Annotated in this window: 16 protein-coding genes; 9 read left to right on the top strand and 7 right to left on the bottom strand. The window is 57.3% G+C overall.

All coding sequences use genetic code 11. The features are described from left to right. Positions 1–17: 17 nt before the first annotated feature. The 7 genes from AC5YUO_RS22215 to AC5YUO_RS22185 all read left to right on the top strand — a co-directional run bounded on the left by AC5YUO_RS22215 (position 18) and on the right by AC5YUO_RS22185 (position 8,826). Positions 18–902, top strand: a complete 885-nt coding sequence (locus AC5YUO_RS22215; RefSeq protein ID WP_496155232.1) for a dihydrodipicolinate synthase family protein — start codon at positions 18–20, stop codon at positions 900–902. A 64-nt stretch (positions 903–966) separates the two neighbouring features. Then, complete coding sequence (locus tag AC5YUO_RS22210; RefSeq protein WP_496155231.1) at positions 967–2,472, top strand: aldehyde dehydrogenase; 1,506 nt, start codon at positions 967–969, stop codon at positions 2,470–2,472. A gap of 13 nt (positions 2,473–2,485) precedes the next feature. Beyond that, a complete protein-coding gene (locus AC5YUO_RS22205; protein ID WP_496155230.1) occupies positions 2,486–3,502 on the top strand; it encodes an alcohol dehydrogenase catalytic domain-containing protein in 1,017 nt (338 codons plus the stop codon). A 5-nt stretch (positions 3,503–3,507) separates the two neighbouring features. Beyond that, positions 3,508–5,958, top strand: coding sequence for a GcvT family protein (locus AC5YUO_RS22200; RefSeq protein WP_496156545.1), 2,451 nt, complete (start codon positions 3,508–3,510; stop codon positions 5,956–5,958). Between the two features lie 37 nt (positions 5,959–5,995). Continuing rightward, positions 5,996–6,778: an SDR family NAD(P)-dependent oxidoreductase gene (locus tag AC5YUO_RS22195; RefSeq protein WP_496155229.1), complete on the top strand. Its 783-nt coding sequence runs from the start codon at positions 5,996–5,998 to the stop codon at positions 6,776–6,778. Positions 6,779–6,789: 11 nt separating this feature from the next. Next, positions 6,790–7,599, top strand: coding sequence for an SDR family NAD(P)-dependent oxidoreductase (locus tag AC5YUO_RS22190; RefSeq protein WP_496155228.1), 810 nt, complete (start codon positions 6,790–6,792; stop codon positions 7,597–7,599). Positions 7,600–7,833: 234 nt separating this feature from the next. After that, a complete protein-coding gene (locus tag AC5YUO_RS22185; RefSeq protein ID WP_496155227.1) occupies positions 7,834–8,826 on the top strand; it encodes a LysR substrate-binding domain-containing protein in 993 nt (330 codons plus the stop codon). A 216-nt stretch (positions 8,827–9,042) separates the two neighbouring features. Here AC5YUO_RS22185 and AC5YUO_RS22180 read toward each other — a convergent pair whose 3' ends face one another. Together AC5YUO_RS22180 and AC5YUO_RS22175 are read right to left on the bottom strand one after the other, a co-directional pair. Next, a complete protein-coding gene (locus tag AC5YUO_RS22180) occupies positions 9,043–9,744 on the bottom strand; it encodes a GntR family transcriptional regulator (RefSeq protein ID WP_496155226.1) in 702 nt (233 codons plus the stop codon). A gap of 305 nt (positions 9,745–10,049) precedes the next feature. After that, positions 10,050–10,808, bottom strand: coding sequence for a class II aldolase/adducin family protein (locus AC5YUO_RS22175; RefSeq protein ID WP_496155225.1), 759 nt, complete (start codon positions 10,806–10,808; stop codon positions 10,050–10,052). Positions 10,809–11,149: 341 nt separating this feature from the next. On the opposite strand from AC5YUO_RS22175, the gene AC5YUO_RS22170 reads away from it, so the two are divergent. Next, positions 11,150–11,845: a GntR family transcriptional regulator gene (locus AC5YUO_RS22170; protein ID WP_496155224.1), complete on the top strand. Its 696-nt coding sequence runs from the start codon at positions 11,150–11,152 to the stop codon at positions 11,843–11,845. A gap of 431 nt (positions 11,846–12,276) precedes the next feature. Beyond that, positions 12,277–12,846, top strand: a complete 570-nt coding sequence (locus AC5YUO_RS22165) for a dimethylsulfonioproprionate lyase family protein (protein ID WP_496155223.1) — start codon at positions 12,277–12,279, stop codon at positions 12,844–12,846. Between the two features lie 344 nt (positions 12,847–13,190). On the opposite strand, the gene AC5YUO_RS22160 is transcribed toward AC5YUO_RS22165, so the two are convergent. The 5 genes from AC5YUO_RS22160 to AC5YUO_RS22140 all read right to left on the bottom strand — a co-directional run bounded on the left by AC5YUO_RS22160 (position 13,191) and on the right by AC5YUO_RS22140 (position 18,453). Further along, entirely contained in the window at positions 13,191–14,843 is a 1,653-nt protein-coding gene (locus AC5YUO_RS22160; protein WP_496156544.1) for an electron transfer flavoprotein-ubiquinone oxidoreductase, read from the bottom strand. A 22-nt stretch (positions 14,844–14,865) separates the two neighbouring features. Then, a complete protein-coding gene (folD, locus tag AC5YUO_RS22155; protein ID WP_496156543.1) occupies positions 14,866–15,765 on the bottom strand; it encodes a bifunctional methylenetetrahydrofolate dehydrogenase/methenyltetrahydrofolate cyclohydrolase FolD in 900 nt (299 codons plus the stop codon). A gap of 2 nt (positions 15,766–15,767) precedes the next feature. Continuing rightward, positions 15,768–16,652 carry a formyltetrahydrofolate deformylase gene (purU, locus tag AC5YUO_RS22150; protein ID WP_496155222.1) on the bottom strand — a complete coding sequence of 295 codons (885 nt, stop codon included), beginning with the start codon at positions 16,650–16,652 and terminating at the stop codon, positions 15,768–15,770. A gap of 87 nt (positions 16,653–16,739) precedes the next feature. Then, positions 16,740–17,681: an electron transfer flavoprotein subunit alpha/FixB family protein gene (locus AC5YUO_RS22145; protein ID WP_496155221.1), complete on the bottom strand. Its 942-nt coding sequence runs from the start codon at positions 17,679–17,681 to the stop codon at positions 16,740–16,742. A gap of 25 nt (positions 17,682–17,706) precedes the next feature. Then, positions 17,707–18,453 carry an electron transfer flavoprotein subunit beta/FixA family protein gene (locus AC5YUO_RS22140; RefSeq protein WP_496155220.1) on the bottom strand — a complete coding sequence of 249 codons (747 nt, stop codon included), beginning with the start codon at positions 18,451–18,453 and terminating at the stop codon, positions 17,707–17,709. Positions 18,454–18,459: the final 6 nt, after the last annotated feature.

Below are 18,459 nucleotides of genomic sequence, written 5' to 3'. Positions count from 1 at the left end.
AATTCAGGAGTTACAAAATGGCAAATCTACGCGGCATCAACCTCGCAATGCAGACCCCCTTCAACCAGGACGGATCGATCGACTACAAGCGCTGGGATCACCTTCTCGACCAGTATCTCGATACCGGGATGCATGGTTTTGTCCTGAGTTCGGGAACGGGGCAGCACGCTTACCTGACCGAAGAAGAGTGCAACAAACTCTTCACGACCGGCGTCAAGCGCATTAACGGCCGTGCGTCAATCACAGCCCAAACCTCTGCTCTCAACCTGCAGGAAGTTATCCGCCGGTCGAAAGCGGCTCAGGACGCAGGCGCCGACGCGCTTATGATACTGCCGCCGTTCTTTGAAGGCCCGAAGCACGACGACGGAATTTTCGCGTTCTACGAAGCCGTCTGCAAGGAAGTTTCAATCGACGTTATCGGCTACAACATTCCTGCCGCTACCGGTATTGAGCTGACCCCGGCCCTCTACACCCGTCTTATGGCACTGGACAACTTTAACTTCATCAAGGACAGCTCGGGCGACCTGCTCAAGCAGCAGGCACTGCTCGCTTGCGGCGGCCAGATCCTCAATGGTGCAGATCCGATTGCACCCTTCTCCTTCATGATCGGAACTTCCGGAACCATCTGGGGCTGCGCGAACATTTTCCCACGCGAAGCAGTCAAGTTGTTCGATCTGATCGAGGCCGGGAAGCATCAGGAAGGCCTGAAGCTCTGGGAGACCATGTTCCCGATCGTCCTCTACTGCTGGCAGAACGATTATATTCCGGCAGTGAAGGCAGCAGCCCGTCAGATGGGCTTTGATGGCGGCACGGTCCGGGCTCCGGTCTGTGAAGTCGGATCGGCAGAGGAAGCCAAGATCGCCGAGGCCCTCAAGTCCCTTAAGCTGGCCAAGGCAGCCTGACCCCCAAACATCAATAGCGGCAAAGCGCAGGCATAGCCCGAGCGCCCGGAATGGAAGTAGACCAATGACAAACTTTACTCGGGATGACGCGGTTTCGGTGGCAGCGGCACTCAAGCTGCCTACGAGGCCTTTTATCAACGGCGCCTATCGCAAAGCGACTAGTGGTAAGCTTCTCGAAAGTGTGAACCCGGCAACGGGCAAGGCTTTCGCCGAGATTGAAGCATGCTCGATTTCGGATGTCGATGCGGCGGTCGCTGCTGCCAAAGCGGCATTCACGTCCGGAGTATGGTCTGCCAAGCATCCCTCTGAGCGAAAGGCAGTGCTCCTGCGCTTTGCCGACCTTATCAGGTCAAATCTGCATGAACTGGCTGTGATGGAAAGCCTGGATTCCGGCAAGCCTATCACAGACTGCCTGACGGTCGATGTCCCGGCGACTGCCGATGCGATTGCCTGGCATGCAGAGGCACAAGACAAGTTGTTCTCGCGAATTTCGTCGACCGATAGAGATACACTCGGTCTCATCGTTCGCGAGCCACTGGGAGTGGTCGGGTTGGTACTGCCCTGGAATTTCCCGATGCTCATGGCAGGGTGGAAAGTCGGCCCTGCTCTGGCGACGGGTAATTCCGTCGTCCTCAAGCCGTCCCAGATGACGACTTTGACTGCGCTGCGTCTCGCGGAGCTGGCCCTTGAAGCCGGCGTTCCGGAAGGTGTGTTCAACGTTGTTACCGGGTCGGGGGCGGTGGGTGAAGCGCTCGGATTACACCCCGACGTGCGCATTATATCGTTCACTGGTTCGACAGAGGTCGGCAAGAAATTTCTTGACTACTCCCGGCTCTCCAACCTGAAGAGGATCGTCTTGGAACTCGGCGGGAAAAACCCTGCGGTTGTTCTCGCCGACGCTCCGAGCTTGGATTTCGTCGCCGAGCAACAGGCCTTCTCGATCCTGACAAACATGGGCCAGAACTGCGCGTCCAACAGCCGCCTTATCGTGCACAAGGCAGTCAAGGAAGAGCTGGTCGAGAAGATTGTCGCGGCGTGCAAAAATTGGAAGCTCGGCGATCCCCTCGATCCTTCCACCCAACTCGGCCCGGTCATTGGCGAAAACCATTGCAGCAGCATCGAGCACTATCTGGATAAGGGCAAGACCGAGGGAGCCCGCGTAGCATGCGGCGGCAACCGACTGAACCAGGACGGGTATTTCATAGAAGCTACGGTTTTCGACCGTGTCACCCCGGAAATGACGATTTACCGCGAAGAAATCTTCGGCCCCGTACTGACCATCATCGAAGCGCAAGACGACGCGCACGCCATCGAACTTGCCAATGATACCGAATACGGTCTCACCGCTTCGCTCTACACCACCGATGTCGGCAAGGCGCATCGACTTTCCCGCCAGATCAATGCTGGAACGGTTTCAGTCAACTGCTACTCCGAAGGAGATATGGCAACCCCGTTTGGCGGCTTTAAGCAGTCCGGTTTTGGCGGCCGCGACAACGGCCTGGAGGCGCATGAGCAGTATACAGAAGTAAAGACTGTTTGGATGAATCTGAACGCACCGTCTCGCAAGTAGGAGTTCGCGCACCATGAAATCTGTCAGAGTGGTCGACGACATCAAAGAATTCGTCGTCAGAGAGGTGGAGCGCCCCGCGCTGCCGGCTGGTGCCGTCCGTGTGAAAATCGAAGCCGCTTTTCTCCCGCCCTACTTCGCACATCTCCCCGAAGGGTCGTGGCGCACGCCTCCCCGGCCCTTCACTGCCGGCCAATGCGCCATTGGCACTGTTCTTGAGGCTGAAGGCGACAGCCCATTCACGCCGGGGCAGCGGGTCTATTGCGATATGTATATCGAGGGGGCTGGCGCTGAGGCTGACCACGGCTTCATCGGATGCTTCGGCCTTACGCCCGCAGCCTCCCGCCATCTGGCTGCTTGGCCGAACGGCACCTTTGCCGAAGAGTTCGTGGGACCTGAACAATGCTTCACGGCCATCCCCGACGGCGTGACTTCTTCCCCGGAGGTTCTCTGCAGAATTGGCTGGTTCGGAACCGCGCTCGCTGCCTTTCAGCGCGGTGGCTTCAAACCGGGAATGACCATAGCAATTAATGGCGCTACCGGCCTCCTGGGAGCTTCCGCAACGCTGGTGGCGTTGGCAATCGGCGCCTCTGAAATTCGGTTGATCGGTCGACGGACCACCATCCTGCATGAACTGGCGGGATTGGATCGCCGCGTCGTGGTCGAGGCGCCCGGCGACAAGTCTCCCATCGATTTCGCCCTCGATTGTTCCGGAGGCGAAGATGTCGCGACAACCGAGTTACTGGCCGAGAGACTGACCCGTTTCGGCGCCCTGACATTTGTTGGTGCCTTGAACACGCGAGCGTCGTTCGACACCAGCGCATTGATGCGCAACAGCAACTCATTGGTCGGATCTTTCTGGTTCCCACACGCCGTCGCTGCCGAGGTCCTGAACCTTATCGCTTGCGGCGCCCTTGATCTCTCGAAAATCCGTACCGAATGCTTCGGTATCGAAAACATCAAAACAGCGATGGAATACAGCGTCCAAAAATCGGGCGGACTGCTTCACGTCGCTTTAAAACCCGCAAAGTGAGGTTCATTATGTCTGCCCTTCCCGAAGAGGTCCAGGTCGTCATTATCGGTGGTGGCATCGGAGGCGCTTCGATCGCCTACCATCTGGCAAAGCGTGGCGTTTCCGATGTATTGCTGCTCGAGCGTGGTCAGTTGACTTGCGGCACGACCTGGCACGCAGCGGGCTTGGTCGGTACGCTTTGGCCGACAAAGAACATGACGCAACTCGGCGCCTATTCTCACCGCCTCTATCAGGAACTCGAGGCCGAGACAGGCCAGGCGACAGGCTACAAGCGTAACGGTTCGATTTCTCTCGCCCAGACAACCGCCCGACTGGAAGAATTAACCCGCACCGCGGAAATGGCCCGCGTTTTCGGCGTTGAAGTTGACGTCGTTGGTCCGAAGACGCTCGGAGAGCTTTATCCTGGTATTGATACCACGGACATCGTCGGTGGCTTGCATCTGCCCAAGGATGGCCAGACAAACCCGATCGACGTGACCATGGCTCTTGCCAAAGGTGCACGCATGAACGGGGCAACCATCCGCGAAGGTGTCACCGTCACCAAAATTTTGACAGACGGAGACAAGGTCACGGGCGTTGAAACAACCCAGGGCACCGTGCGCGCAAAGAAAGTCGTGCTAACGGGCGGCATGTGGTCGCGCGATCTGGCCAAGCAGGTCGGCGTCGTGCTGCCGCTCTTTGCATGCGAGCACTATTACGTCGTGACCGATGCAATTCCGGACTTGCCCAAGAACCTGCCCATCATGCGTGACCTCGATCACGGCGTCTATTTCAAGGAAGATGCGGGCAAGCTGCTGATCGGTTTCTTCGAAGACAACGCAAACCCGCTGCCGATGTCCAAGGTCCCCGCCGATTTCAGCTTTGGTGAGCTCCCCTATGAATTTGACCACTTCGAGAAGTACCTGGAGCGGGCGATGATCCGCTATCCGGCGTTGGCCGAAATTGGCATTCCGACATTCTTCAACGGTCCGGAAAGCTTCACGACGGACAATCAGCATCTCATGGGCGAGGCCCCTCTGCTGAAGAATTTCTTCGTCGCGTGCGGTTTCAACAGCCGTGGCATCGGCGGCGCCGGCGGCATCGGCAAGGTCATGGCCGAATGGATCGACTTGGGCTACCCGCCTGTCGACGTCTGGGAAAGTGACTGCCGACGTGCGATGCCCTTCCAGGGCGACGAGACCTATCTCGAAAATCGCGTTGCCGAGGCGCTCGAGCGTTCTTATGCGATGCATTGGCCGTATTACCAGTACCGGTCTAGCCGTGGAATTCGGAAATCCCCCTTCTACGATCGGCTCGTGCAACTGGGGGCGGTCCACGGTGAAGTGGCCGGATGGGAACGTCCGAACTGGTACGCTCCGGAAGGCGTGAAGCCTGAATACGAGTATAGCTACGGTCGCCAGAACTGGTTCCAGTACAGCGCCAGCGAACACAACAACGTCCGCGAGAATGTCGGTTTCTACGACCTTACGTCGCTAGCCAAGTTCAAGATTACGGGCAGCGATGCTGAGACTTTGCTGCAGCGTTTGTGCTGCGCGGACGTCGCAGTTCCGGTTGGCAAGCTCGTTTACACCCAGTGGCTGAACGAGCGTGGCGGCATTGAAGCCGACCTTACCATCAGCAAGATGGGTGATGACGAGTTCCTCGTCACAACGCCCTGCGGTAGTCATGTGAAGGATTGGTCTTGGCTGCAGAGACACGCTGAGCAGGGCAGCGATGTCAAGATCGAGGATGTGACTGACAATTACGGCGTGATCGCCCTGCAGGGACCAAATGCCCGGGCAGTGCTCCAAACGCTGACCGATGTGGATCTGTCGAACGAGGCTTTTGCATTCGGCACCGGCCGCTGGATGAAATGCGGCGGCGTTGATCTCTGGGCTCAGCGCATTTCCTACGTGGGTGAACTCGGCTGGGAAATCTTCATCCCGAGCGGCACCGCCCTGCGCTTCCTCGACGCGCTGCTCGAGGCCGGCAAGAGCTTCGGCCTGCGCCCGTTGGGCATGCACGCCGTTGACGCACTTCGAATGGAGAAGGCCTTCCGTCACTGGGGACACGATGTGGTCTATGAGGACAATCTGGTAGATGCGGGTTTGGCATTCACCGCGAAGCCGGAGAAGAACGTCGAATTCATCGGTCGCGACGCGTTCCTCCAGCAGAAGGCAGCTGGCATCAGCAAAAAGCGCATGGTCTCCTTCCTTCTCGAGGATTCGGATCCGCTGCTTTTCCACAACGAGCCGATTTTGATGAATGGAAAGGCAGTGGGATACCTGACGTCTGGCAATTACGCGCATCATCTCGGCGCCGCCATTGGCATGGGCTATGTGACTGCCGACGAACCCCTGACCGCAGATCTTCTCGCGAAGAGCCGATTTGCAATCCAGGTCAATGGCAAGGCACAGCCGGCGAAGGCGAGCCTGAAACCATTCTTTGACCCGACATCTTCTCGGATGCGGGCCTGAAGCCACTCTCTGCCCCAATGCAACCAGGACGGAAGTAATGAAGAACCCCTTTTCGCTAGACGGCAAAGTCGTATTTATCACTGGGTCAACCCGAGGTCTGGGATGGGCATCCGCCCGCGCCGCCGCCGAGGCTGGCGCAACAGTCGTGCTGCACGGCCGGACGGAAGAAGCAGGACGTAGCCGCAAAGCCGAGCTCGAAGCTGATGGATTGAAGGCCGACTATCTGGCCTTCGACATGGAGGATCATGCGGCGGTGGCCGCTGCCGTGCCGACGATTGTCGAACGGCATGGCAGCATCTGGGGGTTGGTAAACAACGCCGGTATGTTGCTTCACGATTCCCTTTGGGACGAAACGATCGAGAGCTATGAAAAGATCATGGCTGTCCACATGGTTGCCCCCTTCATTCTAACCAAGGCTGCGGCGGCGGAGATGAAGAAGTCTGATGCAAATGACCGCGGGCGTATCGTGAATGTTTCCTCGATCGCGTTCACGAGCCCTCGGGCAGGCATCTGCAATTACACCTCTGCAAAGGGTGCAATTGTGGGCTTTACGCGAGCTGCATCTGCGGAACTGGGCCGTTTCGGCATCCGCGTGAACGCGATTGCGCCGGGTTACTTCGTTACGGATATCAACAAGGAGCGCCTTAAGGACGAAACCTTTGCGAACAAAATTAACGTCCGTACGCCCGCTGCTCGCTGGGGCGATCCGGCCGAACTGGGCGGACCGACAGTGTTTCTACTATCCGGCGCGTCGTCCTACGTCAGCGGCCAGCTGCTTAATGTCGATGGCGGCATGAGCCATTTCCTTCACAGTGTTTAATGGGGTTCCAGATGTCAGGTCGTCTCAATGGAAAGTCGATACTTGTAACAGGCGCAGGCTCGATGGGGCCAGGATGGGGCAACGGCAAAGCTGCCGCGGTTCTGTTTGCTCGCGAAGGAGCGAAGGTTCTCGCAGTTGACCTCAATGAGGTTGCTGCCGCCGAAACCGTCAAGATCATCCGCGAAGAGGGTGGCCAAGCGGAAGTATTCGCGGGCAATGTCACCGACGAGTCTTCAGTGAAGAAGATGGTGGCTGCTTGCGTTGAAGCTTTCGGAAGCATCGATGTGTTGCACAACAACGTTGGCATTCTCAAAGCCGGCAGCCCAACCGACACGACGGTCGAAGATTGGGATCTCGTGATGAACGTCAACACGAAGGCGTTCTTTCTCCCTTGCAAGCATGCCCTGCCCCATATGATCAAGCAGGGCAAAGGCTCGATCATCAATATCTCGTCCATCTCCGGATTCAGAAATCTTGGCGCGCCTTATATCGCGTACAACGTTTCAAAGGGGTCTGCGGTGTCATTCACTCGCAACCTTGCGGCCACCTACGCCGCGAACGGCATCCGCGCCAACTCCATCCTTCCCGGCATCATTGACACGCCGATGGCGCGAGACGCCACCATCCAGAACAGCGGCAAAGCGGAATCCGAGATCAACTTCGAGGAACTGGCAAAAACTCGTGCCGCCCGCGTTCCACTCAAACGGACCGGCACGGCCTGGGATATTGCCAACGCAGCGTTGTTTCTCGCCAGTGACGAGTCCTCGTACATCACCGGGTCTGAAATCTACGTTGATGGCGGCCTCAACTGCGTCGCGTGATTCCTGCCCCCGCCTCTCCCCGTCGCGGCTTCTACGCGACGGGGCAATATCAAAAAAGACCCTGCCAATGTGATCCTCTCAAGCCACTGGCAGGGACTTCAACCCCGTGAATGTGGTTTCCTCACCACTCACAAATCAACAGCGTAGGGCCCTCACACGCCGCGATTCCCGCTGGCGAGACGACGAAGTCGTTTGCGCCAATGATAAATCAGGCTTATGCTTAAGGTTGCTGCCATGGCTAATCTTTCAAGGGTCCGTATGTCGGATAGTTTGCGTAGACAGATTTCATCTCCTGTAGCTCTCTTCGTATTTGAGGCAACGGCACGGCTCGGAAGCTTTCATGCCGCGGCCCTCGAAATGAACGTCACTCAGCCTTCCGTTTCCTACCAGATAAAAAACTTGGAGAAGCATCTTGGCACGCGTCTCTTTGATCGCAAGGGACGCAACATCGAGCTGACTGATGACGGTGAAATCCTCTTTAAATCGGTAGAGAGGGGTTTTTCCAATATTCAGACGGGTCTTGCTGAGATTGCACACAAGGCAAACGGTAATCTCGTCACGTTTTGCGCCTCATCTTCTGCCGCAGCGCACTTTCTGCTTCCACGCTACCTGGAACTTCGTGCCTCGGCCCCCGAAATTGATTTGAGCATAAAAATTATGAGCCGGGACATTAATCCCGCTGCCGAGAACGGGGATTTCTCAATTCGGCTCGGACACGGGCATTGGGAGGATCTCGACGGATGGCGGCTCTTTGATGAAGTCTACTTCCCGCTTTGCGCTCCTCGCTACTTCGAGGACACGGAAGGGTTGGTGACGTTGGACCGACTTAAATCGAGCAACCTTCTTTACTTAAAAGAACGTTTCCGGTCCCGCGAAGACTGGCGCGATTTTTTCGAGAAGGCTGGGTCGCCGATCGGTAGTGCACATGAGAGAATTACATTTTCAGACCAGCAGGCGCTGTTGGCCGCAGTGGTCGATGGCCAAGGAATAGGCCTCGGTTGGCTGGGCATGACCGATCACCTTCTCGAAACCGGGTCGTTAATTAAGCCAACGACTTACCAGATTCGTACCGATCGAGCATTCTACCTTGTGGCACCAGCAGGAATGCGTCTCACGGGTATGGCAAAGAATTTTCGCGATTGGATGATCGAGGAAGGACGAAAGATTCAGGAGCGGTGGGAGCAACAGAGCGTCGACCTAGCGACGCCGAGTACTAGGGCGTCCTGAAACCCTCGACCCATCGTCCAAGCACGGTTTGTCCAGCAGGCGGCTTGGTTGAAGCTCTTCCCTGGTCCACTTCAAGGGCTCCGCTCCAAAACGCGGTCGGCTCTCAGTCCAAATTAACGACCAGCGTGCGGCGAACCATCGCAGCCCCAAAGGCGGACATACAATTCTAAACGTTGGCACAATCTATGGGGTGAATAACTTTGTCAGTTCAGGTCTTCAGGTCCTGCTGGATTGCAACTCCAGATGAGTAACCAATATTGCCCCTTCCCTTTCGTTATGCGCGGCAGCAGCGGCGACCGCCGCCTCTTCGTCGCCATTTAATATAGCTTCGACAATCGGCAAATGCTGGGCTGCTATCTCACCCGGATTCTGGACCAACGCATCGCTTGACTGGATGTAAATTTGAATCTGGTGTTCAATCAGAGAATATTGATCGATCAGGCGCTTGTGACTGGAGAGAGAGACAATTCTCCGGTGAAGATCGAGGTCCTCCTCGGCAATGCGCTTTCTGGACCCCGTCGAACAGGCCCTCTCCAACTGTCCGAAGGCGGATTTGATAGCCTCGACAACCTCTTCCCTAGCGCCCTCCATTCGAACCCGGCGGGCAACGAGGCGGCTCGCAAGCGCCTCGAGACTTGCGCGAAGTGTATAAAGCTCCCAGGCGTCGTGGGCGTTGAGAGTCATTACTGTCCAACCGGTATAGGGAATTTGAATGAGCAAACCTTCCTGCACCAGTTGGTGAAACGCCGTACGAATCGTTCCGCGGGAGACACCCACCTGTTCGGCAACCTGTATTTCCGTAAGCCTGGCGCCCAAGGGAATATCCCCGGATATGATCGCATCGCGCAGCCGGTCTGCGGCTTGGGCTTCAGCGCCACGTTTGTGGACTTTCTTAATCGTGATTGAGCCATTATCCATGGAAGAGACTTACCAAAACCGGGCTCGATTGTCGAACAGTGACATCAAAGAGCTACACGCTCGACGATGAACTTTCTTGCGACGTGTCACAACACTGACGACCCAGGAACCAAGCTTGGAGCCGCGCAAAGAACTCTCTTACCCCGCAACTCAAGATGGGACTTGCTTCAATCTCACCACGCGGCTCGGGAGAGTAGCAACAATCGATGATGCTTACTCCCCCACCCATACTGACCCGCACCTGGTTACAAGTTCCGTCGTCGGGTTTTGGCACAAGGCGCTGCTGTTTAGATGCATGAGGCTTATTATTCACGGAAGCTCCCATCCTCTTCATCCAACATGCTCTTCAATTGCTCAAAGTGTGCATAAGCCTGGTCCGTATATTCGAGCCATTCGGCCGCAGTTTGCCGGGCAAGTTCGTCGGACATGATGGAAAGTGGTTGGCCTGTCGAATAGGCAAGGATCAGATTCCGCGCAGCTCGCTCGAAGAGATAGAGATGCTCGAAGGCTTCTGGTATCGTTCGCGCCGAAACCGTCACGCCGTGATTGCCCATTAGAAGAATTGGGTAATTACCAAATGCCTCAGCGAGTCGCCCCGCTTCTTGCTCGTTGTCAGCCATGCCACCGAATCCCAGGTCAAAGCTCACCAAACCATGAAACCGGGCCGTCGTCTGTTCAATCGGCTTGAGGGTCGGATCCTTCAGACTCGCAAGCGCGGTCGCATAGGGCGGGTGAGCATGCATGACAACGCGCGCCGCCGGACTCTTGCTGTGCACCGCCCCATGAATCGACCAGGCAGTAGCGTCCGGTGCATTCGGCCGACTCATGGTCTCCTTATCATCGACATTGAGAAGCAACAGGTCACTTGCCCGAATTCTTGAGAAATGTTTCCATTTCGGATTGAGGAGAAACTGCCTGCCGTCACTACTTACGGCGCAGCTGAAATGGTTGCTCACGGACTCATTCCAGTCGAACTTGGCTGCCAGCCGGAAAGCTGCGGCGAGATCAACGCGAAGTTGCTCTACGGTCTCTTCGGACGGCGCAGGTATCGCGATTTGATTCAAGTGTTTTCTCCCTTCAATTAAAGGATGTGCGCTTAATCTTCTGTGCGTGAGCCTGAAGCGTGTTCGACACGGTCATGAGTGCTGCTGCGAGGAGGATGGGCGACTATATATCTCCTCCGGATCACCCGAGCGCCTTCCATTGGAGTCAGTTGTTTCGACCCCGTCCCCTTTGTTGAAAGGAGAATACAAAAAACAAAGAAAAAAGAAAAGGAATAATTGTCGATGGTCGACCATTAATCACGGCATCGTAACCCCTGTATGAATGCGACTATCGACATCAATCTCCGAGGTGGCTACTTTCGGGCAACGGCAGATGGCGATCCAATCGAAGAGTGGAAGAAATGCAGAGTTTTAAAGTTGGCAAGGTTATCAAGGTACCAGCCGAGATTAAGGCCGCCGACATTCTTCGGGACGCGATTGTCGATGGCACGATCGCACCGGGTAGCCGAATAACCGAAGGCGAACTTTCGGAGAAAATGCAACTCTCCCGAGCGACGATCCGAAGTGCGCTACAGCAACTGGCAGGAGAAGGGCTGACAACCCTCAAGAGATATGCAGGATGGTCGGTGGTCAGCCTTTCCCCTTCTGACGTCTGGGAGCTTTACACGGTCCGCTCGACAATGGAGCGTCTCAGTGCACGTCTAGTTGCCTCCAAGATTGATCCGCAATCAGTGACAGAGATCAAGAAGGCGCTCAATAACCTTGAAAAACAATGCAAAACTGCGGAGTGGGATAAAATCGCCGATGCAGATTTTAGATTCCACAAGACGATTGTGGCGCTCGCCGGAAACAGTCGTCTTTGTTCACAATATTTCTCGATCGAATCCCAGGTGAGAATGTATATCCGCTCGCTCGACTCCCTGCTTTTTGACCCATCGACCATAATCCTGCAGCATGAGAGAATAGCAGAAGCGATCATCTCTGGCGATATTGCCAGTGCGGGAGATCTCGCGGAAGATCACAATCTGGTGGATGGAGAAATCCTCGCTCGACATCTCGCAGCACAAGAACTTCATGTGCCGCGCATAGCCAGGTAAGCTATTTATTCGCTCGTAGAAATTGCTGAGCGCGCCATGGCTGGTTGCACGGCCGGGCTGATTTTAGTCGGCCTCGACGTCTGATTTTCATTCGATGTCCCTTAACTGGCGATAGAGTTCCTCCCTTACGATTTGAGCAAGTTCCAGCCCGTGCACTGAGCGGGTCATCAATTTTGTCGATAATTGATTGTTTGACAATCTACTATAAATGTTTCATTTTGCGACGAGATGGTGCGCCGGCGTCCATGTTGTCCGGGGCTGCATCGCTGCACCTTCGACAACGTCGAGATCCTAGTGAGGAAATGCCCGTGCCTTGGCCAACCAGCACCGCCAGATCCGTGGGCGAAAGCCATTTCTTCGGACCCTCCTCATCCGGCCTTCGTACGGAAGAGAGCCCGCGGGGGAAGAGGGCAAAGGCACTGAAGCAGGTCGTGAAGTCCCTGGAGGGCATTCTGCTTGCGCAGGATTTGGCCGTTCCCGGCACCATTCCAGGCTGCAAGATGTTAAATCTTCTTCAGTCAACCGGCATCAGAAACCTCGTCCCCTCCGGACACCCAGATTTTCCACTGCGGCCGGAGTTGAAATCTGCGCTCAACGCCTTGCACCAGGAAGGGCCGAGCGTCCGTACCCTTGTAGAGGGCCTACAGCAACTCAATGAAGGACTGGACTGGTATTCCGCCGAAAGCGGACCATTTGCGAGTGCCAATTTTGAGCGAAACCACGCTCATGCAATCCTGGGCAGTTCGAGGAGAATGGACGGCAATGAAGCCATACTGTTCGGTGTAACGATCATGGCCCCATATACACGTTTTCCCGACCACATACTGCGGCAACCACGCGTGATGTTCCCACTTTCCGAAGGTGACTATCGTGCGATTAACGGCGAATGGATCAGGAGCCAGATCGGCTCGCCTATACTGTGTGCCGCAGGACGTCAGTTCGCGATGCGATGCGCCTCGAAGCCCCTCCTCGCGCTCTGGTGCCAAAGGCTGGAGGCCTGAACGGCCGCGAGTTTTAGACCGCAAATCAGTCCGTCGGCACCGCAGAGTGCTGCCTTCGACAAGGGCTGCCACAACCACAACCGGCGGACATCATCTTGGCCGGGAAGCCGCCTGCGTGCGGCGGCATTGCCGGCCGCACCGAGGCGACGGGAAGAGGTAAGCCTGGAGGACGTGATGCGCAGTGCCTATGACAAAATCGCCGACGCCTATCAGGCGATTGGAATCTATCACTCCATCAGACACGAGAATAAGACACATGTGGGAGGCAATCGCCCACATGTTTTGCGAGAGCGGCCAATTATAGCGCCTGTCGGCGTCTATAGATAAAAGCGGCGCGATTATTTTCACATACTCGGATAAACCGGCCCCTCACCCCCCTGCGGCGGCACCCAGTTGATGTTCTGGTTGGGGTCCTTGATGTCGCAGGTCTTGCAATGCACGCAGTTCTGGGCGTTGATGACGTAGGTCTCCTCGCCATCCTTCTCCACCCATTCGTAAACACCGGCCGGACAATAACGCGTCGAAGGACCGGCAAAGACGTCGTGTTCGGAGCGCTTCTGCAACGCCATGTCCTTCACCTGAAGATGCACCGGCTGGTCCTCCTCATGGTTGGTGGAGGACAGGAACACCGACGAAAGGCGGTCGAAGGTGAGCACGCCATCCGGCTTCGGATAGGCGATCGGTTTGTGCTTCGAAGCCGGTTCAAGGCTCTCAGCATCCGTCTTGCCGTGCTTCAGCGTGCCGAAGAAGGAAAAGCCGAACAGCTGGTTCGTCCACATGTCGAGACCGCCGAGCCCGACGCCAACCAGCGTGCCAAATTTCGACCACAGCGGCTTGACGTTTCTGACCCGCTTCAGATCCTTACCGATATCACCGTCGCGCCATTCGGCCTCGATCTCCGCCACCTCGTCATGGGCGCGACCGGCCGCAATCGCTGCCGCAACCTTGTCCGCCGCCAGCATGCCCGACAGCACCGCATTATGGCTGCCCTTGATGCGCGGCACATTGACGAAACCGGCGGAACAGCCGATCAGCGCCCCGCCCGGGAAAGTGAGCTTCGGCACCGACTGGTAACCACCTTCGGTGATGGCGCGCGCGCCATAGGAAATGCGCTTGCCGCCCTCGAAGGTATCGCGGATTGTCGGATGCGTCTTGAAGCGCTGGAATTCCTCGAAGGGATAAAGATAGGGGTTCTTGTAGTTGAGGTGCACCACGAAGCCGACGGCGACGAGATTGTCCTCGAGATGATAGAGGAACGAGCCGCCGCCGGTCTTGAAACCGAGCGGCCAGCCGAAGGAGTGCTGCACCAGACCCTGCCTGTGCTTCTCCGGCTTCACCTGCCAGAGTTCCTTGATGCCGATGCCGAATTTCTGCGGCTCGCGATCCCTGGACAGGTCGAATTTGGAAATCAGCTGCTTGGCGAGCGACCCGCGAACGCCTTCGCCGATCAGCACATATTTGCCGTGCAGCTCCATGCCGCGGGTGAAGTTCGGACCCGGCTCGCCGTTCTTTTCGATGCCCATATCGCCGGTGGCGACGCCGATGACGGCGCCTTCATCATTATAGAGCACTTCCGTTGCGGCAAAACCCGGATAGATCTCGACCCCGAGCCCTTCCGCCTTTTCCGCCAGCCATCGACAGACCAGCCCAAGCGAGACGATGTAATTGCCGTGATTGTTCATCAGGGGCGGCATCATGAAGTTCGGCAGGCGGATCCCGCCAGCCGGGCCCAAAAACAGGAACTGGTCGTCCTTGACCTCGGTCTTGAAGGGATGCCCCTCCTCTTCGCGCCAGCCGGGCAGCAGCCTGTCGATGCCGATCGGATCGACCACCGCGCCGGAGAGGATATGCGCGCCGACTTCGGCACCCTTTTCGAGAACGACGACCGAAAGCTCCGGCTCCACCTGCTTCAGACGGATCGCCGCGGCAAGACCCGCAGGACCCGCGCCGACGATAACAACGTCGAATTCCATCGCTTCGCGTTCGGGGCGGAACATCTCTTTGGTCACAGACAATCTCTCAAAACCTCGGCGGCTTGCAACCCAGTTTGCGATAGGCGGCGATCACGGTGTTGGCCATGAGCATGGCGATGGTCATGGGACCAACGCCGCCAGGCACCGGCGTGATGGCACTCGCCACTTTGGCGCATTCATCGAAGGCGACATCACCAACGAGGCGGGACTTGCCCTCACCTTTTTCCGGAGCCGGTATGCGATTGATGCCGACGTCGATCACGGTGGCACCGGGCTTCACCCAATCTGCCTTGACCATCTCCGGACGACCGACGGCTACAACGAGGATATCGGCGTTGCGACACACGGCGGCCAAATCCCTTGTGCGGGAATGGGCAGTCGTTACCGTCGCGTTCGCGGCAAGCAGTAATGCTGACATGGGCCTGCCGAAGAGATTGGAGCGCCCGACCACGACAGCGTTGAGGCCGGAGAGGTCTTCTCCATGGATGCGGTGGACGAAGGCCATGGCGCCGGCCGGCGTGCAGGAGACGAGGCCGCCATCGAGATCGCCCGTCGCGATCTTGCCGGCATTTACGACATGAAGACCGTCAACATCTTTTTCTGGCAGGATCGACTGGATAATCGGGTCCGAATTCATGTGCCTGGGCAGTGGCAGCTGGACGAGGATACCGTGGATGGTTTCCTCGGCGTTCAACGTCTCGACGAGAGCAGCCAGTTCTTCCTGCGTCGTCTGCTCCGGCAGCGTATGCTGGATGGAGTTGAAACCACATTCCTTCGACATGCGGCTTTTGGCGCCGACATAGGTATGGCTTGCCGGATCATCACCGACGATGACGACAGCAAGTCCGGGTTTTGCTCCGGTTCCGGTCTCAAGCGCCGTTGTCGCCGCCTTGACGGCAACGATCACTGAGGCGGCAATATCTTTTCCATCGATTATCGTTGCCATCATCAGCCCATGCGCTCGGATGCATACGACCCCGGGCTTGCAGGGAATACGATGGTCTTATTGCCGTTCATAAAGACGCGATTGTGAATATGAGCGTGGACGGCGCGCGCCAGAACCTGGCTTTCGACATCCCGGCCAATCGAGACATAATCTTCTGGGCTCTGGGCATGGGTGATACGGGCGACATCCTGCTCGATGATCGGACCTTCGTCGAGGTCTTCGGTGACGTAGTGGGCTGTCGCACCGATCAGCTTCACGCCGCGCTCAAACGCCTGCTTGTACGGATTGGCACCCTTGAACGACGGCAGAAACGAATGGTGAATATTGATGATCCGGCCAGACATCCTCTTGCATACCGCATCCGAAAGAACCTGCATGTAGCGGGCGAGTACGATGAGTTCAGCTCCTGACTGCTCAACGACGTCCATCAGTCTGGCTTCCGCCTCCGGCTTGTTTTCCTTCGTCACCTTGATGTGGTGAAAGGGTATATCGTGATTGACTATCAACTTCTGGTAATAGAAATGGTTGGAGACGACACCGACGATCTCGATCGGCAGCGCGCCGATCTTCCAGCGGTAGAGCAGGTCGTTCAGGCAATGGCCGAAGCGCGATACCATAAGCAGTACCTTCATCCGGTGCCTGCTGTCGTGGAATTTGACCGTCATGCCAAAAGGAGCGGAGACCGGCCTCATGCCCTCTTCGAGCTCGACTTGTCCGATGCCTTCCTCGCTCACGAAGGTCAGTCGCATGAAGAACAGGCCTGTTTCCTGATCGTCGAACTGCGAACTGTCGGTGATATTGCAGCCCTTTTCGGCCAAGTATCCAGTCACCGCCGCAACGACACCGCGCGTTGACTTGCAGGATACGGTCAAAACGTAATCTTTCATGGGGAGACTTTCAAACAATGGATTATCGGGAGAATGGCATAGCCGGAACGCAACACCATTCGTCTCTTAGGAGGCGAATACGTTCTCTCAAACAGCCTTCTGCAGTTCCGGCAGCGCCTCGAAGAGATCTGCGACGAGACCGTAATCCGCCACCTGGAAGATCGGCGCTTCTTCATCCTTGTTGATGGCGACGATGACCTTCGAGTCCTTCATGCCGGCCAGATGCTGGATGGCACCGGAAATGCCCGCCGCGATATAAAGCTGCGGCGCAACCACCTTGCCGGTCTGGCCCACCTGCCAGTCGTTCGGCGCATAACCGGCATCGACCGCCGCACGGCTGGCGCCAACGGCGGCACCGAGCTTGTCGGCGACGGGAAGGATGACTTGCCTGAATTTTTCCGAGGAACCAAGCGCACGGCCACCCGAGATGATGATCTTCGCAGAGGTCAGTTCCGGACGGTCGGACGAGGCCAGCGCATCGGACACGAAGCTGGAAAGGCCCGGATTTTCCGCCGCACCGATGCTTTCCACTGCGGCGGAACCACCTTCCGCTGCTGCCGCAAAGGCGGTCGGACGCACGGTGATGACCTTCTGCGCATCGCTTGCCTGCACCGTCTGGATGGCGTTGCCGGCATAGATCGGCCGCTTGAAGGTGTCGGGCGATACGACCTCAATGATTTCCGAGACCTGCGCCACGTCAAGAAGCGCCGCAACGCGCGGCGTCACGTTCTTGGCCGAGGCGGTGGCAGGCGCAATGATGACATCATAGGAAGGGCTGAGCGAAACGATCAGCGCCGCCAGCGGTTCTGCCAGCGCATTGGCATAGGAGGCGTCGTCGGCGAGCAGCACCTTGGAAACGCCGGAGAGTTTTGCGGCTGCGTCAGCTGCGCCCTTGGCGCCGGAACCGGCGACCAGCACATGCACGTCGCTTCCCGTCCCCTTGGCAATCTGCGTTGCCGCCGTCAGCGTCTTTGCCGTCAGGTCGGAAAGGGTTGCGTTGTCGTGTTCTGCCAGAAGAAGAATGGCCATGAGAATATCTCCCTTTTCCGAAATCTTAGAGGACGCCGTCGGCCTTGAGCTTTTCGACCAGCTCGGCAACCGAGCCGACCTTGATGCCGGCCTTGCGGCCTGCCGGCTCCTCGGTCTTCAGCACCTTCAGGCGCGGCGAGACGTCGACGCCGAAATCGGCCGGTGACTTCTTGTCGAGCGGTTTCTTCTTCGCCTTCATGATGTTCGGCAGTGAAGCATAACGCGGCTCGTTCAGACGCAGATCGGTGGTGACGACGGCGGGAAGCTTCAGCTCCACGGTCTGCAGGCCGCCATCGACTTCACGGGTGACCGCGACCTTGCCGTCGGACGGCTCGACCTTGGAGGCAAAGGTGCCCTGGCCCCAGCCGAGCAGGGCGGCCAGCATCTGGCCGGTCTGGTTCGAATCGTCATCGATCGCCTGTTTGCCGACGATGACGAGGCCGGGCTGTTCGGCTTCCGCCACGCCCTTCAAAAGCTTGGCGACGGCGAGCGGCTCGACCGTCTCGTCGGTCTCGATCAGGATGGCGCGGTCGGCGCCCATGGCGAGTGCGGTGCGCAGCGTTTCTTCCGCCTTGGCCGGGCCGATGGAGACGACCACGACTTCTTCGGCCTTGCCGGCTTCCTTGAGACGCAGCGCCTCTTCCACCGAGATTTCGTCGAACGGGTTCATCGACATCTTCACATTCGCAAGCTCAACGCCTGAACCATCCGACTTCACGCGGATCTTCACGTTGTAGTCAGCGACCCGCTTGACTGGGACCAAAATCTTCATGGATGG

It is taken from the genome of Agrobacterium sp. LEGMi-208b, from assembly GCF_059511785.1.
This window is presented reverse-complemented; position numbering and strand designations above follow the sequence as displayed.